Raw genomic sequence first — 24,932 nt, 5'->3', positions numbered from 1 at the left:
GGTCTGACTGCTCTTGGGGCCGGACTTGCGGTCATCTGATCCGAAGGTCGACAGATGGACGTAAGTCCGGCCGTCATCGGACCGACACGAGCCTTCGTCACTAAGAGCGGGACAACATCATTCTGCCGCGTCGGTGCGAGAGTAGTCGTCGACCTCATCCGGATGAGCATGGAGAAGAGCAAACAATGGCCAGGATCAGATCGCTGGAGCGCGGCGACCAGCGGGTCACCGTTCATCCGACCGAGGTCGACTGCACCTTCCAGGAGATCCAGTCCGATGACGGCCGGACTTACGTCCATCTGTCGACCTTCGGATCAGATGACCGCAAGTCCGGCCCCAAGAGCAGTCAGACCCTCCAACTCGACGAGAAGATGGCGCGCGAACTCATCGAGGTCCTGATCACGGCATTCCACCTGGATTGAGTCGCGCACCGCGCAGGACCGCCTTGCGCCATTCGCTCTCCACATCTGCCGCTACCTCATCCGGATCCTGGTGCTCCCAGTAGCGGAGCACCAGCCATCCCGCTCAAATCAGTCGCTCATCCGTGTCGCGGTCCCGCGCGGTATTCGCCTGCAGCTTGGCCGTCCAGTAGCCGTCGTTCCGCTTCGGCTGCGTGGCATGCTCGGGGCAGCTGTGCCAGAAGCAGCCATCGATGAAGACCGCGATCCGACGAGCGGTGAAGACGACGTCTGCACGCCGCCGCAGTCCCGGCAGCGGAGCGTGATCGACCCGGTAGCGGAGCCCCCTGGCATGGAGTCGACGGCGCACCTCGAGCTCAGGACGGGTGTCCCTTCGCTTGTTGCCGAGCATGGACCGGCGGGAACCGGGCGTGCTCGCCCACGACTCTGCCCCCACTCCGCGGTCCGGCCTCAGCTCAGGACGCTCGCGACGGAGCGGGGAAGGTTGGTGTGCGTCGTCTCGTAGTCCACCCCGAGGAAGGACTTGAAGAGCGCGGAGAAGACCACCTCCGCCCCCTCCACCGGCACGGCCATGCCGATCTGGCGTCGCACGCTGTCCCTTCCCCCGACGAACTGGTACTGGTCCGGGAACGTCTGGAGTCGGGCGCGCTCACGATTCGTCAGCGCTCGCGGCTCGTCCCAGTGGTAGACATGGGTCCCGCCACCGCCCGAACCGGCCACGGTGTACGAGGGCTTGTCCCTCTCGAGACGCTTGTAGATCTCAAGTGGGAGATAATCGACACGCCTGCACACCAACCGAAATACCTGATTACGCCCCGTCGAACTGTGAATGGAAGACAAGACCCGAAACTCCTACGGGAAGAGGTAGGGAGACATCTGGAACTGGAACACCGTCCGCGGGGAACATCAGGACACTTTCAACAGCCTGCTTCTTCTCAAACCGGCGAGCAAGGAGGCCCGCCGTGCCAGCACCACAGGTTTTAGAGATCACATCCCAAACCTTTAATCGGCTCGAAGCCTTGGAGCAACGTGCAATAATTTCTTCGACCATCTCCCCGACGGTCGTCTCGGACTGATCGAAAGTCACAAGCACCGAGGCGAAAAAACCTCCCTCCTCGATCGCTTTGTGCGCCTGTAGGAGGCTCAGCAAGTGATTTCGATTCCCAGCAGTGGTTGCCTTCACTTCCACAACGGTCGGCGGGTTGAAGAACCTGAAGTCGAACAGTGCCTGAGGATCCGCGTGCCAGGCTTCAATCCAACACTCCACGTCCTCTGACTTTGCAATGACCGAGAGTTCGCCAACTAATCCAACAACATCCACACTCACCCGCTGCGCCAATTGCCAGAAGAGACTTGTCCAAAGAGAGACAAAGTCCGCGACATCGGAGTCGAGGACATGCTGACGAGCATCCTCTAAAAAGTGGCTACATACCGCAGCAAATACTCGGACCAAGCCGTCGTCTGCACTCAAACAGCGCACTACCGATACTCTCGCGGACGATACATCACTGCTCAACACAAGCCGACTGTATATTCCATAATCAGCAACGAGCAAGTCTAGCCGAAGAGGTGGACACGGTATGGCACTTTTAGAGGTCGGCACAATCAACGCTAGTTCACCCGTAGATGAACAACCTACGTACGCGAGACCATAGTTCGTATTCACCGCTTCCACGATAAATGACTCAGGGTCAATTGCCTCAGACAACAAGAGGCCTTGAAGCCGGCCGAATGCAGCAAGAATCTGTTCACTAGTGGTAGCTCTCACGCCGGAGCCTCGACAAGCCAGCCGTTACCTAACTCTCCAGGCACGCGTACCGCACACACCAGAGCCCTCCTGTCCAGTGGGTCCGTTTTGGATGCTCTAACGGCTACCCAATGCAACTGAACCGTTACCAATTCCGGATTGAACTCGGCACGGTCGCCGTCGTAGTTGCGTGATCTACCCTGAAAAGGCTGGATCAGCCCACCGCGGAGAGTTCGGTCCGAATACTTCCCCGGCCGCATATCGACGACCTCGGCCTCGAGTCCCGAACCCAAATCTAAGAGCATCGCCAATTGAAGGTTAAGCACTCGAACGCTCGGAATCGGAGAATCGACCAAACCAGAAACGGATTCGATAAACTGAACAACATCGGCAAGAGGAATAATTCGAGATCGGTGGCCCCCGCGCGCCTCCCATTTATCTGTGCCGAAGTGGTCATCAACTAGCGACCTCTCGAGGTCCGGCGAATAGCCCGGAGCAGGAGGGCGCGGATCGAAGATCCACTGACCGGCTGTCGAGACCACGACGGTATCCAAAGAAACTACTGATTGACGAGTAGCCTTCATCGATGGGGAAAGGAGAAACTCTCGGCGCCAATCCTTAAGAGTGATCTTTCCTTGTTGAATTGCTCGCAAACTGGCGAGCATGTGGCGCTCGTGCTCTACATAGAGACCAAAAGCGTCACGCAGATTCGGCTCGAGGTAGACCCGACACTGAGCAAAATATGTACGCTTGTACCCGAAAAATCGAGCTCGCTGCTGGATGCTGTCTGCCGTCCAACTGCCTGGATCACGAGGCATATAGGTTACTGATAGGCCATCAACAGTGAAACCACGGTCGAGGGCCTGCCCACCTACCAGAATAAAAGCGATCGACGAATCCCAATCGATCAGAGGCGTTGAGGCTCCTTCTCGAGTATTCATTTCCACAATTCGAAGGTTCTGGACGACCGAGGGCAAAGCCTGCCAACACTGTTCGAAAGAGGAGATCTGTTTATCAGTTACATGCATCGAGTCCCAGGCCAGACGAAAGCTAGCCTTTAGATCCTGTTCGCCCAGTTCTTCTTCAAACGAGCCCTGCCAATGCCTTTGCGTCTCAGTGACCCACCTCACGAAAGTACCGTGACTGTCAGTATATCTCGACGGATGGATCAGCATCGAACGAGTGGAATCGTCCTCTCGGACGAGCACGTCCGCCACGCCAACCGCGAACTCCATGAGGGCGAACGACAACGAAGCAGGTGGTGGACCGGACAGGTCGGCTGCTGCTAGCAGATCATCTCCACTGATAATCTTAACAGCGCCGCTGTCAGCGTCGAAGTAGTCGCTTCCTCCAATATAGTTACTGCCAGGCTCGAGCACGTGAACGTAATCAGGAGAGAGGACATCAGAAATTCGGACTAACAGGGGCGCTTGGGGTGTGGCCGTGTACTGCAAATAGGCATGATGTTTAAATGCTCCGCGGAGATTTCGGATGTTCCGATAGGTCGATGACTCTTTGAAGGATTTTGCTAGCGTATTCAAACTAGCTTGGTCGGCTTCGTCGTCAATGATCAGGACCTTCAGTCCATCCCAATTTATTTTCGAGCAGAGTTCAGCAAATTGGCCAAGGCGTCCGTGATGTTTAAGCAGAAAGCAGACGCCGGTTCGTCTAAGCTTGGGCAGTGTTTTCGCATTAGTCCAATTTTGCTTGACAGTCCTTAGGGCTGACTCATCCTGAGAATCACCGCCTGGATTGATCAGGAAATGCCACCCATTTGAATCAGCCGCTGTGAGATCCTTTCTCAGCCGCCTAACGCCTTGATCTAGCAACGGATTCGAGATACCGGAAATAACAACGACGAGCGCAAATCCATTGTCGCGTGCTAGTGCTATCACGGCCTCGTAGGAAAGCGTCTTCCCAGATTGAACACGGCCAACGATAAGGCCAGTCCGAGAAGATGGTCGGTCAGTTGCTACCTTGGCCCCTTGAAGGATCGCAACAGCATCGTTTTCCAGGTTTTTTTTCGATGCGGACGGAGCTACTTCCGCTAAGAATCCAGTCAACGAATTCCCCACTACGGTACTGATCCCATCCGTATCCGCATGAGACCCATCCGGCAACAGCACTAGCTTGTCCACTTTTAGCGCTCCACTCTGGCCGAAAGACCTTCGGTTAAGACCCGGTTGATGTTACGGAACATCGTCGAGGTAAACGTTAGGCCTGCGTCTCTCGTCAAACTCTCGGCGACAACAAGCGAAATCGCCAGACGAAGTATCGCCTCAAAAGAATCTTTATCGCCGAGCGCAAACTGTCTGACAAACTCATGGTCCGAATTTAGGCCAAGGTAAATGTTGACCTCAGTAGTTCCCACGCGATTGACACTTCGCTCAAGCCACGCCGATTCCACTGGTTTGGCCCCTGCCGTAATTTCAACATGCCATTGCTGGCCGGCTAACTCAAATTCGACAACGCGGTTGACTTGGTTCTCGTGAATTTCCGGAGACACGTCGCCGTAATCTTCGGAGAGATTTGCTGAGTCTTTTGAGGTAAGTGCGAACTCGTCTGCATCTTCGCTTTGTGCGATCGACGCGAGGGCGTTTGGCAAACCGACAGCTGCCGCGCGGGTCGTCTTCTCTGTTGCGTCCTCAATCACTCGCGATTGATTCCGCGTTATTGTCCGCGATCTATAATTTTCCGCCTGGCGAAGGAGACGCAGTGGATCGGCGTCCAGTTCCGCGCGTAGCCGCTCGAGAAAAGCTTCCTCGTGCTCACCCCACTGAAATCCGTCCTTCGTGTGGCTCACAGGCACGCCGTCGATCGTCAATTCGCCGAACAGCCGTTGTGATCGGTAGGAGTTTCCCCTTCCGTAGATCACTGCCGGCCGGTAAGGAGAGTCGCCCGATCCGAGAATCACTCGGCCACGGCGCAACAGAGCGAACCCCGCATCCTTGGTTGAGCCCTCATCTCTCAGAGCGGCAAATCCGCTCACTCGTACAGTTGGGGACAACTGGATATCGATAGACTTGCGCCAGAGGATGATCTCGGTGCTGTCAGATGTCGCCTCCGCGGCCCGTAGGATAGAGGGTTCAGAAAAGGACATTCGCTGGCCAGCAACCACGAGGCGCATTTCTCCTGACCGAAGAAATGAGCGGTAGATGTCGCGAACGTGGTCGCGTATTTTGCCGAGGGTTCTACCTCTCGGCACCTGATTTAGATCCCACATAGTGATTCTTGTATAGTGAGAGTTAGCTTCACTCGGCTGCGTTTCAACTTGCAACTCTGACATCGAGCCACGCAAGACCTCAGTCATGTCAAAGTGAACTCGGTAAACGTTGGGGTCTCCGATACTTGTAGTCTCGACGCTCCAGTTTTTGGCAAACCAAATTGAAGCGCTCTTCATGCCCATACCGAACTCGGAAAGACCAGTCCGGTCGGGTGGCACTTCAGCAGCCCGAAAAGCTCGGGCGAACTGGTCGCGGTGGATACCTCCAGCATTGTCTTCGATGACGATCCTTCCGGCACCATCTGTGTCAATGTCGATGTTAACAGAAAGATGAAAATCCGGATTGTTTTCAAGTATTTGGTCTTTATCTGCCTTGTAGCTCTGGATGGCGTTATCGACATACTCAGCAAGGGCATACCAGGGCTCATAGTTGAGGTGGCTGAGGACGCCCAGAATAGAAACTCCTGGACTAATGTCGATCGACTTGTCCATTGCGCTCAACTCGCCTTCCGGTCACTCGCGGCCTGGCTACCTACTGGTTCGATTACTGATATGGTCGAAAGATACCGACTTGCAAGGAGTGGCTTCGCCAACTTACGCACAACTTCTGCATTTACTGCGTTCCCGAGGGCCTTATAAGCGACGGCGCTGCTCTCAGGAAGCCTGATTTCTTCCAGACTTTGAAGCCTTGCGCATTCCCGGGGTGTCATGTATCGCCTTTCCCAGCCAATAATTGGAGTCTGCGAATCTGTCATCGCGATGAGGCTAGGAGCAGTGGTCGGCCTCTTGACTCGGACGCCGGAAGCTCGAATTTGAATCACGTAGTTCCAAAGAGAGCGATGTTCTCCCTGCACATTCCATTCGAGCTTTTGAAGGCTGGACGGCAGGCTCGCAACTCCCGACCGAGCAAGCCAGGGTTCAATCCAGGACCTGTTTTGCTCAAAGAAATCCCGATTATTTCGAATAAAGTCGATTTTCCACTTCGGGAATCGAGGCCCTTTTCGAAGAGCATGGCTGGGCAGCACGCGGATTTGCTCATCCAAGTTAAGGCCAAATAGATCCTTGCCGAAGCTGCCCTTATATCGATTTAGTCCGCGTTCTTGCAATTCATTCATCAGAAGATCCGGCGTCTCATCCTCGAAGGGATAGGTTGCGCCGAATTCCATCGCCCATAAAGGAAAGGAGGGCAGCTTCACTTCACTTGGTGCCGATCGGATGAAGTCGTCCCAAATGTCTAAAGCACTCTGAATGTTCGGTCGAATCTCCCTCGCTGCTGTAGGATTTTTGTCCAGCACCGATCGAATACTTGTAGGGACAGGTCGAGGTTGCGGCCACTTGAAAGTATGCAAGCCCGACCGCGATCCGACAATGTAGACTCGGTCACGAATTTGTGGAATACCAAACTCATGCGGTGAATAGCGACGAGCGTCGACGTCGTATCCAAGATTTCTCAAGCTTTTCAAGATGACACTAAATGTCTCTCCACCTTGATGCTTCAGAATATTTGGGACGTTCTCGAGAATGAACATTGCAGGCTTTTTCGCTGCAATTATTTCCTCTACTTTGAAGAAAAGTTGCCCCTGCAGCGTGTGAGCAAAGCCGAGTTGCTCCCCGGCTTTTGAGAAGGGCTGGCACGGAAATCCCGCAGTTAGGACATCGTGGTCAGGAATCGTGCCGGCGGAGACCTGTGCGAGGTCACCAGCCGGCTCAATGCCAAAGTTTGACTTATAGAGGGCGTTGAGCGGACGATTCCACTCTGCAGCGAATACCGCTCGGCCCCCGAGGGATGCAAGGGCGACGTGAAACCCGCCAAGGCCGGCGAACAGGTCAATGAAGGTGAAGGCACTAGTTTCGACCGCAGCGTCCAAGGCAGTAGGAGGTCGGCGGGTGTGAAGGTCGCTGCGCATATAGTCATCATGCCTGATGCGTCTGACATCGGGAGACAGGAACGCGGCCGCTCCAGGGCGAGTCCGCGGAGCCTCATCCTCGGGCGCTGATTCCTCCGGAGCAGCGCGTCATGGTTCTCCACAGCCTGCTGTTCGCTGAAGGGCGTGGTCGAGGAATCGCCACGATCCCACCGAGAGGTGGACGGGGTGCCGCGCGGTCGGCGCCTACAAAGGTCGACCTCGCGAGTGATATACGCCAGGCCTTCAACACGACCCGCGCCTGCTTGACTGCTCCCATGGAGATCTTCATCGGAGTGGTCGGCCTGCTCGGCGGGCTGGTCATCGCCGGGCTCGCGGTCGTCGCGGTGGTCATCGGACGGCGGCGGGCGGTGCCGGCATCGCTCGTCGACGTCGAGGTGCGGCTGACGCACGCCGGGGACGACTGGTGGCGGGTGGGCGCGCGAGTGCGCAACTCCGGCCGCTCGCTCGTGCCGGTGACGAGCTACAGCGACGGGCGGCCGATCTCGGTCGATCTCGGCGGAGCCGTGTCGGCGGAGTGGTACGGGTCGGCTCCCCGGTCGGACGCGTGGCGGATCGATCCGGCGGTCGGGCTCCTCCTCGGACCCGTCGCGCTGGAGCGCGGTGCCGACCTGGGGGCGACGATCGTCGTGCGCGGGCGGCCGCAGGTGCGGATCGACGCGCCGCTGCGCTACGTTCCGGTGCGCGAGAACGTGATCGAGTCGCAGACGCCGGACGCCGCTCCGGTCTGGGGCGTGTCCGAGGCCGCGGGCGCTCCGGCAGCAGCGCCGACGTCGGCTCCCCCTGCACCGATCCGTCCGCGTCAGCAGCGTCCGATGGACGCCGACCCGTCACGTCCCGAGCGTGAGAGCGTCCTCCGCGGCGGCTTCGGAGTGTGGGCGGCCATGATCGCGGGGGGCGCCGGAGCCGTCGGCGTCGCGATCGGGATCGCCCTCGAGCTGGCCGGCGTCGAGGCGTCGGGGCTGGGCGGCGCGGGCATCATCCTGATCGCGGCCGGCTTCCTCGGCCTGGTCGGCACCCTCGTGATCCGGCTGCTGCGCCGCTGGCTCGAGCCGCCGGCCCTCTGGCGGACGCCTGCGCAGCGCCTCCGCCGTCCCGGTACGATCACCGTCCTCATCCTGAGCTACGCCGGGCTGGCGCTGTTCTGCACCGAGTTCGCGGCGCAGTCATTGACGGGCGACACGACCTGGGTGGCCGGTGTCGCCGTGCTGATGCTGATCGCCGCGCTGATCGGCATGGGACTCGTCGGGTTCCTCCGCCTGGTGGTCCTGCTCGGCGTGCGCCGCGCCTCCCGGGAGACCCCGTGACCCGTGAGGTCGTCGTCGTCGGAGCCGGCCTGGTCGGAGCGGCGACAGCCCGCGCCCTCACCGAGCGCGGTGATCGCGTGGTGCTCGTCGAGCAGTTCGAGCGGGGTCACGACCGCGGCTCGTCCCACGGCGAGACGCGCATCTTCCGCCGCGGCTACCTCGAGGACGACTACCGCGCCCTCACCGGACGGGCCGGGCGCGCCTGGGCACGGCTCGAGGCCGAGACCGGCCGCCGCCTGCTGCACCCGGTCGGCGCGATCGACCACGGCGACCCCGCCGTCCTGGCCGCCGTCGAGGCTGTCCTCCTGCGCGACGGGATCCCCCTGGTGCGGATCGAAGCGGATGAGGCGGAGCGGCGCTGGTCTGGTCTCCGCTTCGAGACCGACGTCCTGCTGCACCCCGAGGGCGGACGCCTCGACGCGGCGGCCGCGATCGACGCGATGCTCGACTCCGCCCTCGGAGGCGGCGCCGTCCTCCGGACGCGGACGCGCGTGCTGGGCATCGAGGAGCGCGCCGACGACGTGCGCGTGCTGACCTCGGACGGCGCCCTCGACGCCGACGCGGTCGTCGTGGCCGGCGGATCCTGGACGCCGCCCCTCGTGGAGGGTCTCGTCCGCGCGGCCGGCCGACGCCTCCCTCCGCTGCGCGTCACGCAGGAGCAGCCCGCGCACTTCGCGACCGATCTGCCCCTCGACTCGTGGCCGAGCTTCGCCCACCACCGCGCCGGCCTGCCCGTCGTCTACGGGCTCGCGACGCCCGGAGCCGGGGTGAAGGTGGGCGAGCACAGCACCGGTGTCGTCGTCGATCCGGACGAGCGCACCTTCGAGCCCGAGCCCCGAGCGCTCGCCCGCCTCGTCGGCTACGTCGCGGAGTGGATCCCGGGCGCGGACGCGGCGAGCGCCACTCCGATCAGCTGCCCCTACGACAGCACCCCCGACGAGGACTTCGTGATCGACCGCGTGGGCCGCGTGACTCTGGCGACCGGGTTCTCGGGGCACGGCTTCACGTTCGGTCCGGTCCTGGGCGAGCTGCTCGCGGACCTCGTCGCCGGCGGAGCGGCGCGGGAGCGGTTCCAGCTGCTGCCGGCGTGAGGGGCGGGTCCGTCCGGAGGAGCGGCTTCCGACCGGGGATGAGCGGGTGCTCCCGGGAGGCGGATTCCGATCGAGCAGCGGATGCTCAGTGGCCTGCGGGGCCCGTTCCGCGCTGCTCGCGGCCGTCCGGGTCGAGGAGGACGGCGTCGTCCCAGCCGCTCGCCGCGTCCGTCGTACGGGCCTTCGCCGGCGGGCGCCGCGCGACCGCGACGACGATCAGCGCCCCCAGCATCACCAGGGCGGCGGTCTGGAGCGGCGGCGCGACCATCGCGAGCGCCTGCCGCACGTAGAGCTCCGGCGGGACCGTGATCGAGTCGCCTTGGTACTGGTTCGGCAGCAGGAGGACCACGACCGGGAGCGCGAGCACTGCGGCCCAGAGGACGACGGTGACCGCGATCGCGGTGGCCCAGAGCAGGCGGACCCGCGTCATCGGCGGGGAGCCCTCAGCAGCGGGACCACGACCGCCAGGCCGAGGGCGATCAGGCCGACGGTGAGGAACGGTCCGATCGCGTTGTCGCTGAGCACGCGGAGGTACTGCTCGGGCCCGAAGGCGCTCTGCGACGGCGAGTAGTCGTACCAGCTGTGGGAGCTGTTCCAGAGGGCGAGGAGTCCGACGAGGACGCTCACGGCGCCGACGACCCCCAGGGCTCCGGCGATGCGGCGAGTGGAGACAGCGGGGCGGGGGTCGGCGTCGGTCGCGTCGCGGCGGTCACCGGAGTCGGGTGCCGCGTCGCCGGGAGCGGGGTCGGGTTCGGCGGGAAGCGGGACGGTCGGCTCGGTCGGGAGTGGGACTGTCGGCTCTGCGGGTCGGGGCGCGGTCGGCTCCGCGGGTGTCGGGACGGCCCGCACCGCCGCTCTCTCGCGCTCCGGAGCCGTCCGTCGGCCGGAGGCTCGGGAGCCCGTCGGGCCGCCGACCGATCGCACGTCCTCGTGCTCGGGAGCGGACCCGCCGCCTCTCCGGCCGGCCGAGCGCCCGGTGCCCGCGGCGCCGCCCGACAGGAACGGGGAGCGGAGGCGCTCCTCGCCGCTGCCGCGCCGCTCGGCCTCGCGTCCGTCGTAGCCGCGCTGGAAGCCCGCGTGGTAGCGCGGGTCGGTGCCGCCCTCGTCCGTTCCGCCGCTCTCGCGTGGGGAGCCGTCCGCTCCGGTGCTCCGCGCCATGCCGTCCCCCGCTTCGTGCAGTCGGGCCATCATGTCGCACCTCGCCCGCTGCGGGGAGGTGCCGGGCGGAGCTCGGGGGGCGGTCGACGGAGGCGGGGGTTCAGCGTCCGGCCGCGGTGGTGCGCGACGGGAGGCTGACGATCCCCGCTCCGACCAGCAGCAGGCCGATCGTCACCGCCGTCAGCGCCGACCAGCCTCCGGCTCCGACGGCCAGGCCGAGGAGCCAGCCGCCGGCGGCCGAGCCCGCGTAGAAGGCGATCGTGTAGACCGCGCCGGCGTGCCCGCGGAGTGCCGGAGCCGCGCGCGCTCCCGTCCAGGCGGCGCCGGTCGCGTGCAGGGCGAAGAAGCCGGCCGTGAAGACGAGGAGTCCCGCGATCACCACGGCCACGTTCTCGGCGAGCATCACCAGCAGTCCGACGATCATCAGGGCGACGCCGATCCGCATGACGAGGCGGGGACCGATCCGCGGACCCCATCTCCCCGCGAGCCGGGAGGAGACGGTTCCCGCGAGGTAGGCGGCGAAGAGGAGGGAGACGAGCGCGGGCGCGAGTGCGAACGGCGGCGCCTCGAGCCGGAACGCCAGGTAGTTGTAGACCGCGACGAACACGCCGACCGCGAGGAACGTCTGCAGCGCGATCGCGACGAGCATCGGATCGCGGAGCACCTGCGCCGTCTTCCCTCGCCAGCCGCCGGGAGCAGCCTCGCGCGCGCCGCCGCCCCGGGGCGCGAGCACGGCGAAGACGATCGCCGCCGCCGCGCAGACGGCCGTCACGACGAGCAGTGCGCCGCGCCATCCGAGCGCCGCCGCGAGCGGTCCGGCGAGCAGTCGTCCGGCGGCACCGCCGATCGTGGTCCCGGAGACGTAGGCGGTCGCGGCGGCCGTCGCTCCGGCGCCTCCGACCCGGTCGTGGATCGCCGCGACGGCGAGCGCCGGGACGGCACCCAGTGCCGCTCCCCCGAGGAAGCGCAGGACGAGCAGGAGCTCGAAGGTCGGGGCGATGCAGGCGAGCAGCGCCAGGACCACGGACGTGAGGACAGCGATCCGCATGGATTCGAGCCGTCCGATGCGCTCGGCCACCGAGGCCCACGGCAGCACCGAGAGCGCCAGTCCGAGGGTCGCGGCCGAGACGGTGAGCGCGGCGTCGGACGGGGCGAGGGCCCACTCCCGCGCGAGCTGCGGGAGGACGCTCTGCACGGCGTAGAGCTCGGCGAAGGTCGCTACTCCGGCGGCGAGGAGGGCGATGGTCAGCCGCCGCTGCGAGAAGGGTGCCGCTGCGCGCATCGGTCGGGTGCGTGCGGCGGTGCTCATGGTTCCGACGGTAGACCGCCTGCGGGTGCATGACTAATGTCCTTCCTCGTACTGTTCATGCGTTCTGGTCATGTCCGGATCTAGGGTGGTGGCGTGTCCGACGACTGGCCCGCGACCCTCCGCCTCCTGCCCCTGCTCGTCGCGGTCGCCCAGACCGGGAGCGTCACGGCGGCGGCCGCCGAGCTCGGGATCCCGCAGCCGACCGCGAGCCGGTCGCTCGCCCGGCTGTCCGCCCTGGTCGGCACTCCCTTGGTCCGCCGGGAGGGCCGCGGGGTGGTGCTGACGGAGGCGGGGACCCGTCTCGCCGAGGTCGCTCAGGACGGCATGTCGGTGATCCGCGCCGGCCTCGCGGAGGTGCGGCAGGCGGGCGACGTGGAGCACGGCCGGATCGACCTCGCCTTCCAGACGCTCCTCGGGGAGAGCTTCGTGCCGGATGTGATCCGCCGGTTCCGCCGACGTTGGCCGCAGGTGAGCTTCGGGCTCCGCCACGGCTCCCGAGCCCTCTGCCTGAGGGCCGTGGCGGAGGGCGAGTCCGAGCTGGCGATCGTCGCGGATCCGCCCGATCTCCCCGGAACCACCACGACGACCCTCTACTCGGAGCCTCTTCTCGCGGTCGTGGACCCCCGTCATCCGCTGGCCTCGCGGCGCTCGGTCACGGTCGAGGACCTCCGCGGCCTCGACCTGATCATGCTGGCGCCCGGCTACGGCCTCCACGAGTCGGCCCGGCGCCTGCTCGCCGTGGACGGCCGCGACCCCGTGCCGGCGTTCGAGGTCGGCGACTACCGCGCCGCCCGGGGACTCGCGGCAGCCGGCCTCGGACTCACGATCCTGCCGCCGAGCCCGTCCTCGGTCGACGACGACGTCCGCGAGATCCCGATCGACGATCCGGGCGCGAGCCGTGAGATCGGTGTGCTCGCCCGCGACACCGGAAACCCGGTCGTCCCCGAGTTCCTGCGGGCCCTGCACGCCGCGGCGGCCGCCCGGCGCCGGTGACCGCTGCTCGGCTCTGCTGTCAAGCACAGGAAGCGGAGGCCCTTCGTGCAGCAAGCTTCGAGAGGATCCCCGCACCGCCAGCGACACCCCCTCCCCCCGCTTCTGCACCACGTCACCGAGGACGGCCCCGGTCATGATCCTTCTCCGCACCCACGCCAACCGCTGGACCGCGCGCGCCCGCCGCAGCGGCGTCGTCCTCGGCATCATCACCCTGGTCTCCGATCTCCCCCGCCCGGCCTACCGGACGGTCCGCCTCGATCCGACGAGCGGTGAGCGCGTCCTGCTCCGCGACACCGCCGAGCTCGAGGAGGCCTTCGCCGTGCTCCTCGCCGGGCTCGAGCGCTCGCGCATCGCGGCCTCGGCGCCCCCGGCCGAGTCGGCTCCCCCGTGCGCCCCGGTCGACGCGCCCGTCGCAGTCGAGGACGACCTCGAGGAAGCCGCCTGACCCGACGGCGTCCTTGCGGGGAGACCCTCACCGCGCATCAGGTGCCGAGCTCTCCGCCCGCCTCCTTCACACTCGACGTGTCGCATCGACGTGCCGTGACACCTCGACCGGCGGATCCGTCCTCGGCAGGTCCCGCGGACCGATGACCCGTCGGAGCCGGGCCGACCTGCGCGACCGCAGGAGAGCCCGGCGCCAGCGCGGATCGGTGCGGGCTCGGAGGTGGGGGTCGAGCGGGCGGAAGCCTCCCGCGGTCCGCTCCTCGATCAGCACGATCGTCGCGGTCGCGAGGTGCAGTCTCCGGACCGGCTCCCTCTCGGGATGCGGATGTCCGGAGCGCGTGCGGAGCTGCTGCTCCAGCTGCTCCGGATCGGCGGACCACCAGGTGCTGACGCCGACGCGTCCATCGGGGAGAGGGAAGCGCTCGGTGATGCGGTACGGGAGGCCGTGCTCGGTCATGCAGTAGTGCCTTTCGAGGAGAGGGTTTGGGAGCCCGGGTCGCGCTGCAGCGGCCCGGGCTCCGGTTCACGAGGTGCGGGTCGAGCGACGGCGCAGCGCCGTCAGGGCGCCGCCGGCCAGGAGCAGAGCGCCGGCTCCGGCCGCGAGGGGCCCGGCCGCCGCTCCCGTCGAGGCGAGCACCGTCGGCACGAGTCCGACCGGAGGCACCGCCACCTGGGCGCAGCTGGCTCCGCCGTCGTCCGCGCACGGGTGCAGGACGGTCGTCGGATCGAAGCCCTCCGGGACCTCGGTCAGGCGCGCCCGGTTGGGGATGGTCCACGCGTCCACGCCGTCGGCGACCCGTCCGGTCACGGTGAACGTCGTCGACGCTCCCGCTGCCAGAGACAGGTTCTCGACAGTCAGGTCGGACGACGCCGGGCCGCCGTCCCGGGAGATCGTGACGTCGCTCAGGTGCGCGAGCTCGGGGATGTCGGTGAGGGTCACCCCGTCCGCCGGGCGAGCCCCCTCGTTGGCGACCACGATCCGGAACCCGGCACGCCCGCCGTGGTCGACCTGATTCCCGATCGCCGTCTTCTCGATGGAGAGCCTGCCCTCGACGGGCGGCACCGGGATCTCGGCGCAGGACGACGTCGCATCGTCAGCGCAGGCGTTCTCGACCGTCGGCGGGTCGAAGCCCTCGGGCTGGTGGGTGATCGAGACGCGGTTGGGGAGGGTCGCGGCGTCGTACCCGTCGGCGACCCGGCCACTGACGTGCAGCGACACCTGACCGCCGGCGGGGATGTCGAGACCAGTGACGGGCTCCGTGGCCGGCTGCGTTCCTCCGGCGCCGTTCTCGATGGTCGCCTCGAGCAGGTGGTCGAGCGTCGGGACGTCGGTCACGGTCACGTCCGTCACGTCGACCGTTCCGGTGTTCGCCACGACGATGTCGAAGCCCGCCGTGCCGCCGTGCTCGGCGCTCGCCTGGGACGCGGTCTTCCGGATCAGGAGCGACCCCTCGCCGATGTCGTGCGGGACGGTGGCGCAGGGGTTCGCGTCGGTCCCCGTGCCGGACGAGGCGGGAGCGAAGGGCGCATCGGCGAGGCAAGCCGTGTTCGTCAGCGCGCGGTCCCCCTCGCCGGTCACGATCACGTCGAAGGTCAGCTCGGCCGTCGCCCCGACCGGCAGGCTGCCGGCCGCCCAGGAGATGCGGCCCGTCTCCGCATCGATCGTGGCCGTGCCCTGCGAGGCGCGGAGGGAGCCGGAGTCGAGCTCGGCGTCGTCGAGCACGCCCTTGTCGAGGTAGTCGATGACGGCGGCGTCGGAGTAGTCCCCGGTCCCGTCCGAGGTCAGCGTCACCCGGTAGGGCACGCGGGCGCCGCGGAGCAGCGGAGTGGCGGAGTCGACCGACGAGGTCTTCGCGATGCTCACGTGCGGCGCGAGCGGATCGAGGCGTGCGACCGCGACCGCACCGTCCGAGCCGTAGGCCCAGTCGTCGATCGCCCGCAGGTCGCCGTAGGAGCCGTGCACCGAGTCGTTGGCGTTGGGGATGCGGCCTCGCCCGGAGTCGTCGCCCTCCCAGCGGTGCACCCCGCCGGACGAGTCGGTGCCGCCGTCGCCGGACGTCACCGCGGAGGTGCCGGAGTACCGCTCCGAGTTCGATCCGGCGAGGAGCGAGTCGTCCCAGTGGACCATCGACGGGTCGTCGCCGCCGCCGGTCGACCTCACGACGGACACGCCGCCGGCGGACGTCTCGGCGTCGACCCGCGTGAAGTGGAACTCGTTCGTGCGGCCGATGGAGGCGCGGAAGGTGACGTCGGGGTCGGTCACGTCGACCGTCCCGCCCTTCGCGTCCCGTCCGTCCCAGTCGACCGAGAAGGGACCGGTCGTCCCCGCGATCCGGGTGAGGTGCACGTCGCGCTCGCCGTCGTAGGAGCCGTCCCCGTCCGCATCGACGTCCACGACGACGGTGCCCGGCTGCGTCCCCAGGACGCCGGTCAGCGTGCCCGCGTCGGAGCCCGCGGTCGACCGGCGGAAGGCGAGGCCCTCGATCGTCGGCGCGCGGTAGGCCGGAGCGATCGACTCCGGCAGGTCGGACGACGGCGGGTCCAGGAAGAGCTTGTAGGTCTGCAGGCCGTCGATCCCGGAGCGTCCGGACGCCTGGACGTACTGCGCCCCGATCCCGCCCGCCTCGCTCGACTGCGGCATGGGGACCGAGAGATAGGACGGATCGGACGACCCGACCTTCACGTTGCCCTTGTTCGTGGCCTGGACCGTCGAGGCGACCCCGTCGTAGCCGCGCAGTCCCAGCTCGTAGCGGGCGCCCGTCTCCGTGACGGCGTGGAGCGTGAAGGACGAGCGCCGCTCCTCGGGCGAGGAGTAGGACTCCTTCGCCCCGGACTGGATCGCATAGGACTCGGACCACACGCGGCCCGCGACCGCCGCGCCCCGCGCGTCCTGGACGCCGATGATCCAGACGAGGTTCACCGGCGCCGTCACGTCGTCGTCGGACACCCGGATCTGGAGGACGCCGGTCTCGTCCGCCACGAACGAGCCGCCGGCGGACACCGAGGGCGCCGCTCCGGGCGCGAAGTCCTGCTCGTCGAGGACGGCTCCGCCCGGAGCCGTCACCCGGGCGGTACCGCCGCCGGTCTCGCCCTCGCCGGTCCCCGAGCCCGCCTGGAGCGGGTGGAGGTCCACCCGGAGCGTCTCGCCCTTCTGGACCCAGGCCGAGACGGTCGTCACGCCGGCGTTCGTCGCGCCTCCCTGCAGGAGGGTGTTCTCGATCGTCGTGTGAGGACCGTCGGCGGCGACGGCGGGCGGCGGCGCGAGGCCTCCGCCCAGCAGCCCGCTCACGAGCACGCAGCCCGCCGTCGTGCCGACCAGCGCTCGCGCCGTCCGCGCTCGGGGTCGTCCGCGCTCGTCCCGCCCCGACTGTTCCGTTCGACTCATCCGATGTCCTCTCCTCTGCCGACCGAGCGCACTGCGTCGGCGGCGACCGTTCAGCCCCACGGAAGGAGAGTATTGCTCGGTTCGACGTCACCGCGGCCGGTACGGCTGCATCCGTGGAGAACGGCGCGAGATGGGCGCTGTGGAGGAGGAAACGGCGCGCGAGAAGAGCCGAGCGGCGTGCTCGCGACGGGTGATCGCGGAGCCTGCGCGGAGTGACCGCGAGCGCGGGCGAGGACTGATCGCGGATGCGGGCGGAAGACGGTCGGCGCCGTCGACGGCGCGAAGAGGCGTCCTGCGAGACGGAGGACCGGCCGTTCCGTCGCCCCGCGCTCTCCGGGAGACCGACGCCGACAGCCACCGGAACGAGCGACCGTTAAAACGAGAACGGCCCGCCGAAGCGGGCCGTTCTGCTCTGTCTCAACCAGAGTGCGCCCGGAGGGATTCGAACCCCCAACCTTCTGATCCGTAGTCAGATGCTCTATCCGTTGAGCTACGGGCGCAGTCCATCGCGTGGGCCAGAGGCGCACGCAACGAGGTACGACTATACATGCCGGGAGCCCCCTCCGCGAATCGGCGGCGGCGGCGCAGACGGCTCCGTCTCGGGACGCCGCCGCAGCCACGAGAACCCAGGCTCCGTCGCGGTGTCCCGGAGCGCCTCGCAGAGCCTCCGACGGGCGGACGCCGCTGCTCCCCCTCACGGCGTACCGTGGGCTCATGGAGGCCGCCGCGATCGAGCTCGTGGGCTTCGTCGTCTCTCCGCTGCACCGCTACGAGGGCCGCCCCGCCGATGGCCCGGTGCCGTCCGAGGGCAACGAGCAGCCCGAGCGGATCGAGATCCGCGCAGGCCTCGGCATCGTCGGCGACCGCTTCTTCGCCCAGCGCGCGCACCGCCCCGCGGCGATCACGCTCTTCGCGGTCGAGACCCTCGAGCACATCGCCGCCGAGCTCGGCGCAGGGCCCTTCGACCCCGCCGACGCCCGCCGCAACATCATCGTCCGCGGCGCCGACGTCGATGCGCTCGCCGGCCGCACGTTCGCGATCGAGCAGGGCGGGGAGCGGATCGAGTTCCAGGGCGGACGACCGGCCAACCCCTGCGCCTGGATGGACGTCGTGCTCGCCCCCGGGGCGTTCCGGGCGATGCGGAGGCGCGGCGGCGTCCGCACCGCCCCCCTGACGAACGGCGTCCTCCACACCGGGCCGGCCCGCCTGATCCTCCACAGGTCGGACGACATGCTGATCTGAGCCCGGCGGCGAGCGCCTAGGCTCGCAGCGACCGACTCCCCCGATCGAAGGAGGCCCCGTGCTCCGCCCGAGCGACCTCCTCCCCACTCTCGCCACGACTCTGCGGCGCGGAGTCCGCGACGTCTTCGCGACCACGCGCTCTCGGGGGCGGGATCCGCACCGCCGCACCCGCAGCACCGACGTCTCGGTCCAGCGCGTGCACGACCGCGACGTCTGGGCGCGGGTGAGCACAGTGGGGCGCGACGGCGAGCGCACGTTCGTCCTCGTGCCGGGGATCGGAGTCGCGGCCACGTACTTCGAGCGCCTCGCGCCCGCGCTCAACGAGTTCGGCCCGGTGCACGCTCTCGACCTGCCGGGCTTCGGCGGCGTGCCGCACCCGATCGACGCGCGGCGCATGGACATCGGCGACTACGCCGAGCTGGTCGGCGCGGTCATCGACGAGCTCGGCCTCGACGATCCCGTCGTCCTCGGCCACTCGATGGGGACGCAGGTGGTGGCCGAGCTCGCCGCCCGCCGTCCGGAGCTGACCACCATCGTCCTGCTCGGACCCGTGATGAACCGGCACGAGCGCCGCCTCCCGACCGCCGCGCTCCGCTTCGCCCAGTCGAGCGTCCGCGAGCCCCTCAAGGTCGCGATCCTCGCCGCGGGCGCCTACCTCCTCTGCGGACCGCGCTGGTTCTCCCGCGTGCTGCCCGAGATGATGCACTACCGGATCGAGGAGACCGTCCCCCGGATCCGCGCGTCCGCCCTCGTCATCCGCGGCGAGTTCGACCGGCTCGTTCCGCGCGAGTGGGCGGAGGAGATCGCCCGGTCGATGCCGAATGCGCGGGCCTGGGAGATCCCCGACGCCTCCCACTCCGTGATGCACGCGCACGCCGAGGAGGTCGCCCGCCTCTGCGTCGAGCACGCCCGTGCACCGCGGCCCGACCGGGACGAGGCCGCCCTCCGCCGCTACCCCGACTCGGAGGTCGATCACTCCGAGGAGGACGCGCCCACCGAGGACCCGATCGGCGCTCTCCGGGGACGCATCACCGAGCTGGCCGGGATCCTCGTGGACGACGACTCCCTCATCGCCGAGGGCAAGACCCTCCACGCCGAGGCGAGCGACCCCGAGGCACTGCGCCAGGTCGCTCCCGACCCGGGCGACGGCGAGCTCGTCGAGGGCGGCGGACCGAGGAAGGACGGCGAGCAGGACGGCTGACCACCGCAGGCCACCACGAGCCGCATGTCGCGCGGCGTGAGACGCCGAGCGCAGAAAGAGCAGCCCTCCCGCCGACGCCACTCGGCGCCCGCCCGTCAGGACTCCGCGCCGACGATCTCCTCGCGGATGCGCCGCAGATCCTCGGCGAGCGCCCCCAGCAGGATCCAGTGCTGCGGATGCGGGGTCGCGATCACGAGCGGCGCGGTGAGAGCGGGCAGCTCGTCCGTGATCGCCTCCGGCTCGGGAACGTCGACCGAGGACTGCACGAGGAGCCGCAGATCGTGGGCGGCCCGGTGCAGCTGGACGGCGATGTCGGCGATCGTCGGCTCCCCGACGAGCTCGTCGTCGTAGAGGTCGTGAACGGTCCGCGTCATGCCGCGGACCCGGGTCACGATGCGCCCCAGCCGCGGGACGACGGAGTCGAGGGCCAGCAGCCGGTCGCGGTGGGCGGAGCGGCGCGGGTTGAGGCGGAGGGACTCCTCGCCGGTCGCGATCGCCTCCTCCGCCTTGCTCTGCATGGTCTGCAGCAGCCGGGCGTTGATGAGCAGCTCGTCGAGCCGGCGTCGCGGGACGGGGGCCTGGAGGGCGTCGCCGAGGTCGTCGAGGGCGGCGGCGAGCTGAGCGGTGAGGTCTCCGATCGCCCGCTCGGCCGGTGCCAGCACGACCGGAGGGACGATGAGCACGTTGATGACGACTCCCACCGCCGCGCCGAGGAGGGTCTCGAGGATGCGGTCGAGCGCGTAGTTCGGCGTGACCGCGCCCACCGAGAGCACGAGCATCGCGCTGATCGGGATCTGCACCGCGGAGGCGGGGGTCAGGCGCACGGCCCACCCGACGGCGATCGCGGCCACGATCGCGAGGAGCACGATGATGCTCTCGCCGCCGAGCACCGTGCCGATCACGGATCCGACGATCACGCCGATGATGACGCCGACCGAGCGCTCGAGGGCCTTGGAGAACGACTGGTTGATGCTCGGCGCGACGACGAGGAGCGCGGCGATCGCGCCGAAGACGGGCAGCGTCCCCGGGAAGACGACGCCGGCGAGGAGCCAGGTGACGACCGTGGCCGCCGCCGTCTTGACCAGCTGCAGCACCGGCGGCCGCGTCGGCACGGTGAAGCTCGAGGTCAGGCGCATGGGACCACGGTAGCGAGCACCCGCTGCCTCGCGGTCCCCGCGCGCATCACCGGCTCGCGGCCGCCTCGACGCTCGCGAGCACCGCGCGGAGCGAGCGCGACGCCTCCGCCCGCAGATCGGCGGGCACCCCCGAGAGCAGCACCCGCTCGGCGTCGAGCACCTCGGGGAAGGCCCGGTCGACCAGCTCCTCCCCCTCGCGAGTCAGCGTGATGAGCGAGCCGCGCCCGTCCGCCGGGTTCGCGGCGCGCCGCACCAGGCCCCGACGCTCCAGCGAGTGCACGCGCTTGGTGATTGCGGGAGCGGAGGCGAGGGCGATCGTCCGGAGGGTCGTCGGCGACTGCGGAGCGCCGGCGCGACGCAGCGTGGAGAGCACGTCGAACTCGCCGCGGGTCAGCCCGTGGGCGGCGAGCAGCTCCTCCGTCGCCCGGACGATCAGCGCGGAGGCGCGGATCACCCGCCCGACGACGTCGACGGCGGAGGTGTCGAGCTCGGGCCGCAGCACCGCCCAGCCCGCCGTGATCTCGTCGACCGCGTCGCCCGGCTGGCTTTCAGACTGATTCACACGTAAAGTATATCTGCTTCACCCGTGAAACACTTCTCCGGCCGCCGCCGCTCGGACCCCGATCAGAGGACTCGATGGCCGCCACCCCCGTTCTGCCCCACCCCCGCGAGCTCCTCGCCTTCGGCCCGCACGCCGGCGCCCATCGCGTCGCCCTGCGCGCCGGCGTCTCGATCGCCGTCCCGCTGCTCGTCCTCTGGGCGCTCGGCCGCACCGATCTCGCCCTCTACGCGACCTTCGGCGCCTTCACGGCCCTCTACGGTCGCCAGCACACGCACCGGCCGCGCCTGCTGATGCAGCTGTCGGCAGCCGCGTTCCTCGTCACCACCGTGACCCTCGGCACCGTCGTCTCCCTCTCTCCTCACCGCGACTGGCTGATCATCCCCGTCGTGGTCGCCGTGACCGTCGCGGCCGCCTATCTCAGCGACGCCCTGCACTGGCATCCGCCCGGCCCGCTGTTCCCGGTGTTCGCCGTCACGGCGTGCGCGTCCGTCCCGTCCGAGCCCTCGCGCATCCCGCTCGCCGTCGCTCTCGCTGCGGGCTCCGCCGCCTTCTCGCTCGTCGTCGGCCTGAGCGGTCTCGCCCTCCCCCGCGCACGCCGCCTCGCCCCGACGCCGTGGCGCACCTCGTTCCGCGCGGCGGCGGCCCGTCCGGCGACGCGCGCCGCCCTGCTCCGCTTCGGGGCCGTCGTCCTGGTGGCAGGCACCGTTCCGACCGCGACGGGCCTGGGCCACCCCTACTGGGCGATGGTCTCCGCCGTCGCAGCCGTCTCGGGAGCAGACGCCGGCGCCCGGCTCGTGCGCGCGGGCCACCGGATGCTCGGCACGATCGTCGGAGTGCTGATCGCGGCCGCGCTCCTGGCCCTGCCGCTCTCCCCGCTCGCCGTGATCGTGGTGGTGGTGCTCCTCCAGATGACCGCCGAGCTCGTCGTCGGCCGCAACTACGGCCTGACCCTCGCCTTCGTCACTCCGCTCGCGATCCTCATGGTCGAGCTCGCGCACCCCGTCGACGAGCTCGTGCTGCTGCGCGACCGGGCGCTCGAGACCGCTTTGGGCGTGCTCGTCGGAGTCGTGGCGACGCTCCTGACCCACGCCGCCTCGCAGCGCTCGCGCTCCCGCTCCTAGGCTCAGGAGGATGGACCGCACGATCCCCGCTGTGCTCGCCGAGATCACGGCGGCCGTCGCCGAGGTGCGCGACGTCGACGGTCGCAGCAGGACGGCGCGCGGGCCCGCGTCGCGGACCGGCTCGACGAGCTGTTCGCCGGAGCGACGACCCGCCGAGACGTCCGGGCGGCGGCCGCCGACGCGCTCGGGCTCTGGGGCGGGGCGGGCTCCTTCTCGGACGTCGGCTCGGCCGAGGCCGACCACGCGATCAGGCGCCTGTACCGGGCACTGCGCGCCGGCCGCTCCTGGCTGCTCCGCGCCGGCTGACCCGCACGTCGCGACCGCCGCACGACGCCGAGAACGACGAAGGCCCCCTGCTTCCGTGGAAGCGGGGGGCCTTCTCGTTGGCGGTACCGGTGGGATTTGAACCCACGGTGGACGCAAGCCCACACATGTTTTCGAGACATGCTCCTTCGGCCGCTCGGACACGGTACCGGGGTCGAGTGTACGCGACGGCCGGAAGTCGCGCCAATCGAGCGGACGGGCCGCCGTCAGGCGGGAAGGAGGAAGCCGAGCACGCGGTCCCACTCCGGGATCGCGAGCAGGTGGCCGCGGCCGGGCACGACCTCGAGGCGGGAGTCGGGCAGCCGTGCGGCGTACCACTCGGCGTGGCGGCGGCCGGCGACTGCGTCCTCCGCGCCGTAGAGGAGGAGCGCCGGTGGCTCGGCGGACTCGACGGCGAAGCCCCACTCCTGCACGCCGTAGCCGATGAGGTCGGCGGCCATGCCGAGGGCGCCCTGGGCGACGGCGCGCTCGAGCATGCGGGAGAGCCGCTCGCGGACTCCGGGGGCCTCGAGCACCGCGGTGTCGGCGTCGCCGGAGCCGAGCATCCCGAACAGGGCGTCCGGGGCGGGGGTCGGGCCGAAGGCGCCCTCGAGGGTGCGGGTGAGCGCGCGGACGGCCTCGTCGAGCGGGAGGTCGGCCAGGCGGGCGAGCTCGGCGCGGTTCTCGTCGCCGACCCACGGCACGGCGCCGTCGGGAGCGGGCGTGCCGATCACGGCGACGCGCTCCACGAGGCCGGGGTAGTTCGCGGCGAGCGCGAGGGCCACGCGGCCTCCCGCCGACCAGCCGGCGGCGCTGACGGAGGCGATGCCGACGGTCGCGAGGTACTCGGCGATGTCGGCGGCGGCCTGCTCGGGGCTGGCTCCGACGCCCGCTCCGGCGGGGTCGAGGTCGGTCAGGAGGGAGGAGGCGCCGTAGCCCGGGCGGTCGAACGAGAGCAGGCGCACCCCGTGGCGCGCGGTCGCCTCCGGGTCGGGGTCGAAGTCCGAGGAGCCGGGAGCGGGATGCGCCAGGACGACGACCCGCTCGGCGCCCTCGAGGCCGGACCAGCTGACTCCGAGCGGGCGGCCGGACTTGAGGACGTGCACTGTCGAGGGCATGTCCCCCAGTCTCCCGCAGACGTCCGACGCCGACGGAGCGGCGCTCGGGGCGGCGTCGTCTTCCGTGGCGCGATCCTCCGCCTCCGCTCCCCCGCGACGACGCTCCTCAACAGACGGCTTCCCCGAGACCTCTCCCCCGGTTTGGCGCGCCCCGCTCGCGGCGTCGGTGGTCGACTGTACTGTCGAAGACACGTTCGAACAAGCGGCGGTGTCGGGGGTCCCCCGTAGCGTCGCGCTCGTCCCCCTCCTCCGCCCCGAAAGGACCTCATGGCCTCCTCGAAGACGCGCACCGCCCCGTACCGCTGCTCGGAGTGCGGATGGACGACCGCGAAGTGGGTAGGCCGCTGCGGCGAGTGCCAGCAGTGGGGCTCCGTGATCGAGAGCACCGAGCGCACCGGCCTCGTCCGCGCGGTCGCCGCTGTGGCTCCGGCCGCCGGCCGCATCGCGCGGCCCATCACCGAGATCGAGATCACGTCGGCGGCGCACCGCCCCACCGGCGTGGGCGAGCTCGACCGCGTGCTCGGCGGCGGGATCGTCTCCGGCGCGGTCGTGCTGCTCTCGGGAGAGCCCGGCGTGGGCAAGTCGACCCTCCTGCTCGAGGTCGCGAGCCGCGCTGCGGCCGAGGGCCAGCGGGTCCTCTACGTCAGCGCGGAGGAGTCGGCCGCGCAGGTGCGCATGCGGGCCGAGCGCACCGGCGCGATGCACGACAGCCTCTTCCTCGCGGCCGAGACCGACCTCGCCACCGTGCTCGGCCAGATCGACGAGGTCCGGCCGGACCTGCTCATCGTCGACTCGGTGCAGACGGTCGCGAGCGACACCGTCGACGGCCTGCCCGGCGGTCCCAGCCAGGTCCGCGAGGTCGCCGCGACCCTCATCCGCGTCTGCAAGGAGCGGGCGCTCCCCCTCGTGCTCGTCGGACACGTCACGAAGGACGGCTCCATCGCGGGGCCGCGCCTGCTCGAGCACCTGGTCGACGTGGTCTGCCACTTCGAGGGCGACCGGCAGACGGCGCTGCGCTTCGTCCGCTCGCTCAAGAACCGCTTCGGCCCGACGGACGAGGTCGGCTGCTTCGAGATGACCGCCGAGGGCATCGCCGAGATCCCCGACCCGAGCGGTCTGTTCCTCAGCCGCACCCGCTTCCCCACCCCGGGCATCTGCGTCACGGTCGCGATGGAGGGACGCCGCGCGCTCCCCGTCGAGATCCAGGCGCTCGTGATCGCGAACGACGGCGAGCACCCCCGCCGCGTC

23 protein-coding genes and 2 tRNA genes are annotated in these 24,932 nt (G+C 68.4%); 9 read left to right on the top strand and 16 right to left on the bottom strand.

The genetic code is table 11. The features are described 5' to 3' along the window. Nucleotides 1-185: 185 nt before the first annotated feature. Nucleotides 186-422: a hypothetical protein gene (locus C5C50_RS14795; protein ID WP_104224060.1), complete on the top strand. Its 237-nt coding sequence runs from the start codon at nucleotides 186-188 to the stop codon at nucleotides 420-422. Nucleotides 423-525: 103 nt separating this feature from the next. Here the strand turns inward: C5C50_RS14795 and vsr are convergent, their stop codons facing one another. From vsr to dcm, 6 genes are all read right to left on the bottom strand, one after another. After that, complete coding sequence (gene vsr, locus C5C50_RS14790) at nucleotides 526-810, bottom strand: DNA mismatch endonuclease Vsr (protein WP_104273797.1); 285 nt, start codon at nucleotides 808-810, stop codon at nucleotides 526-528. A 59-nt stretch (nucleotides 811-869) separates the two neighbouring features. Next, the gene (locus C5C50_RS14785) at nucleotides 870-1,211 is read right to left on the bottom strand and encodes a DNA cytosine methyltransferase (protein ID WP_374954506.1); all 342 of its coding nucleotides are present in this window, start codon (nucleotides 1,209-1,211) and stop codon (nucleotides 870-872) included. Between the two features lie 16 nt (nucleotides 1,212-1,227). After that, nucleotides 1,228-2,085 carry a PD-(D/E)XK motif protein gene (locus tag C5C50_RS14780; RefSeq protein ID WP_258067783.1) on the bottom strand — a complete coding sequence of 286 codons (858 nt, stop codon included), beginning with the start codon at nucleotides 2,083-2,085 and terminating at the stop codon, nucleotides 1,228-1,230. A gap of 98 nt (nucleotides 2,086-2,183) precedes the next feature. Then, entirely contained in the window at nucleotides 2,184-4,304 is a 2,121-nt protein-coding gene (locus tag C5C50_RS16745; RefSeq protein WP_146085913.1) for a Z1 domain-containing protein, read from the bottom strand. A 2-nt stretch (nucleotides 4,305-4,306) separates the two neighbouring features. Next, a complete protein-coding gene (locus tag C5C50_RS14770; protein ID WP_104273793.1) occupies nucleotides 4,307-5,881 on the bottom strand; it encodes an ATP-binding protein in 1,575 nt (524 codons plus the stop codon). Between the two features lie 5 nt (nucleotides 5,882-5,886). Then, a complete protein-coding gene (gene dcm, locus C5C50_RS14765) occupies nucleotides 5,887-7,296 on the bottom strand; it encodes a DNA (cytosine-5-)-methyltransferase (RefSeq protein WP_104273792.1) in 1,410 nt (469 codons plus the stop codon). Nucleotides 7,297-7,571: 275 nt separating this feature from the next. Between dcm and C5C50_RS14760 the strand changes: the two genes are divergently transcribed. Both C5C50_RS14760 and C5C50_RS14755 read left to right on the top strand, forming a co-directional pair. Then, nucleotides 7,572-8,621, top strand: a complete 1,050-nt coding sequence (locus C5C50_RS14760; protein WP_104273791.1) for a hypothetical protein — start codon at nucleotides 7,572-7,574, stop codon at nucleotides 8,619-8,621. Further along, a complete protein-coding gene (locus C5C50_RS14755; RefSeq protein WP_104273790.1) occupies nucleotides 8,618-9,712 on the top strand; it encodes an FAD-dependent oxidoreductase in 1,095 nt (364 codons plus the stop codon). The genes C5C50_RS14760 and C5C50_RS14755 overlap by 4 nt, the downstream gene beginning before the upstream one ends. A gap of 85 nt (nucleotides 9,713-9,797) precedes the next feature. On the opposite strand, the gene C5C50_RS14750 is transcribed toward C5C50_RS14755, so the two are convergent. From C5C50_RS14750 to C5C50_RS14740, 3 genes are all read right to left on the bottom strand, one after another. Next, entirely contained in the window at nucleotides 9,798-10,142 is a 345-nt protein-coding gene (locus C5C50_RS14750) for a hypothetical protein (RefSeq protein ID WP_104273789.1), read from the bottom strand. Beyond that, nucleotides 10,139-10,903: a hypothetical protein gene (locus C5C50_RS14745; protein ID WP_146085912.1), complete on the bottom strand. Its 765-nt coding sequence runs from the start codon at nucleotides 10,901-10,903 to the stop codon at nucleotides 10,139-10,141. The genes C5C50_RS14750 and C5C50_RS14745 overlap by 4 nt, the downstream gene beginning before the upstream one ends. 67 nt (nucleotides 10,904-10,970) lie before the next feature. After that, a complete protein-coding gene (locus tag C5C50_RS14740) occupies nucleotides 10,971-12,179 on the bottom strand; it encodes an MFS transporter (protein ID WP_104273787.1) in 1,209 nt (402 codons plus the stop codon). 93 nt (nucleotides 12,180-12,272) lie between these two features. Between C5C50_RS14740 and C5C50_RS14735 the strand changes: the two genes are divergently transcribed. Both C5C50_RS14735 and C5C50_RS14730 read left to right on the top strand, forming a co-directional pair. After that, on the top strand, nucleotides 12,273-13,172 hold the full coding sequence (locus C5C50_RS14735; protein WP_104273786.1) for a LysR family transcriptional regulator: 900 nt from the start codon (nucleotides 12,273-12,275) through the stop codon (nucleotides 13,170-13,172). Nucleotides 13,173-13,305: 133 nt separating this feature from the next. Further along, nucleotides 13,306-13,617, top strand: coding sequence for a hypothetical protein (locus C5C50_RS14730; RefSeq protein WP_104239290.1), 312 nt, complete (start codon nucleotides 13,306-13,308; stop codon nucleotides 13,615-13,617). Between the two features lie 66 nt (nucleotides 13,618-13,683). Here the strand turns inward: C5C50_RS14730 and C5C50_RS14725 are convergent, their stop codons facing one another. The 3 genes from C5C50_RS14725 to C5C50_RS14715 all read right to left on the bottom strand — a co-directional run bounded on the left by C5C50_RS14725 (nucleotide 13,684) and on the right by C5C50_RS14715 (nucleotide 17,501). After that, nucleotides 13,684-14,073, bottom strand: a complete 390-nt coding sequence (locus C5C50_RS14725; protein WP_104233494.1) for a hypothetical protein — start codon at nucleotides 14,071-14,073, stop codon at nucleotides 13,684-13,686. A 66-nt stretch (nucleotides 14,074-14,139) separates the two neighbouring features. After that, nucleotides 14,140-17,001, bottom strand: a complete 2,862-nt coding sequence (locus C5C50_RS14720) for a DUF11 domain-containing protein (RefSeq protein ID WP_146085911.1) — start codon at nucleotides 16,999-17,001, stop codon at nucleotides 14,140-14,142. A 427-nt stretch (nucleotides 17,002-17,428) separates the two neighbouring features. Further along, nucleotides 17,429-17,501, bottom strand: a tRNA-Arg gene (locus C5C50_RS14715). A 214-nt stretch (nucleotides 17,502-17,715) separates the two neighbouring features. On the opposite strand from C5C50_RS14715, the gene C5C50_RS14710 reads away from it, so the two are divergent. Then, nucleotides 17,716-18,243, top strand: coding sequence for an MOSC domain-containing protein (locus tag C5C50_RS14710; RefSeq protein ID WP_104248232.1), 528 nt, complete (start codon nucleotides 17,716-17,718; stop codon nucleotides 18,241-18,243). Between the two features lie 58 nt (nucleotides 18,244-18,301). After that, on the top strand, nucleotides 18,302-19,444 hold the full coding sequence (locus C5C50_RS14705) for an alpha/beta fold hydrolase (RefSeq protein ID WP_181133947.1): 1,143 nt from the start codon (nucleotides 18,302-18,304) through the stop codon (nucleotides 19,442-19,444). Between the two features lie 95 nt (nucleotides 19,445-19,539). Here the strand turns inward: C5C50_RS14705 and C5C50_RS14700 are convergent, their stop codons facing one another. Then, complete coding sequence (locus C5C50_RS14700; RefSeq protein WP_104225996.1) at nucleotides 19,540-20,580, bottom strand: aromatic acid exporter family protein; 1,041 nt, start codon at nucleotides 20,578-20,580, stop codon at nucleotides 19,540-19,542. A 46-nt stretch (nucleotides 20,581-20,626) separates the two neighbouring features. Then, a complete protein-coding gene (locus C5C50_RS14695; RefSeq protein ID WP_104273783.1) occupies nucleotides 20,627-21,142 on the bottom strand; it encodes a MarR family winged helix-turn-helix transcriptional regulator in 516 nt (171 codons plus the stop codon). A gap of 74 nt (nucleotides 21,143-21,216) precedes the next feature. Between C5C50_RS14695 and C5C50_RS14690 the strand changes: the two genes are divergently transcribed. Then, nucleotides 21,217-22,263, top strand: coding sequence for an FUSC family protein (locus tag C5C50_RS14690; RefSeq protein WP_104225998.1), 1,047 nt, complete (start codon nucleotides 21,217-21,219; stop codon nucleotides 22,261-22,263). A gap of 384 nt (nucleotides 22,264-22,647) precedes the next feature. Here the strand turns inward: C5C50_RS14690 and C5C50_RS14685 are convergent. Beyond that, nucleotides 22,648-22,737 (bottom strand) — tRNA-Ser (locus C5C50_RS14685). A gap of 56 nt (nucleotides 22,738-22,793) precedes the next feature. Next, nucleotides 22,794-23,684: an alpha/beta fold hydrolase gene (locus tag C5C50_RS14680; protein WP_104273782.1), complete on the bottom strand. Its 891-nt coding sequence runs from the start codon at nucleotides 23,682-23,684 to the stop codon at nucleotides 22,794-22,796. Between the two features lie 267 nt (nucleotides 23,685-23,951). Between C5C50_RS14680 and C5C50_RS14675 the strand changes: the two genes are divergently transcribed. Then, on the top strand, nucleotides 23,952-24,932 hold a 981-nt coding region (locus tag C5C50_RS14675; protein ID WP_104273781.1), incomplete at its 3' end, for a DNA repair protein RadA.

The organism is Rathayibacter sp. AY1D9 (genome assembly GCF_002932395.1).
Taxonomy (GTDB): domain Bacteria; phylum Actinomycetota; class Actinomycetes; order Actinomycetales; family Microbacteriaceae; genus Rathayibacter.
The sequence above is the reverse complement of the archived record's forward strand: the minus strand, read 5'-3'. Positions and strand labels throughout refer to the sequence as shown.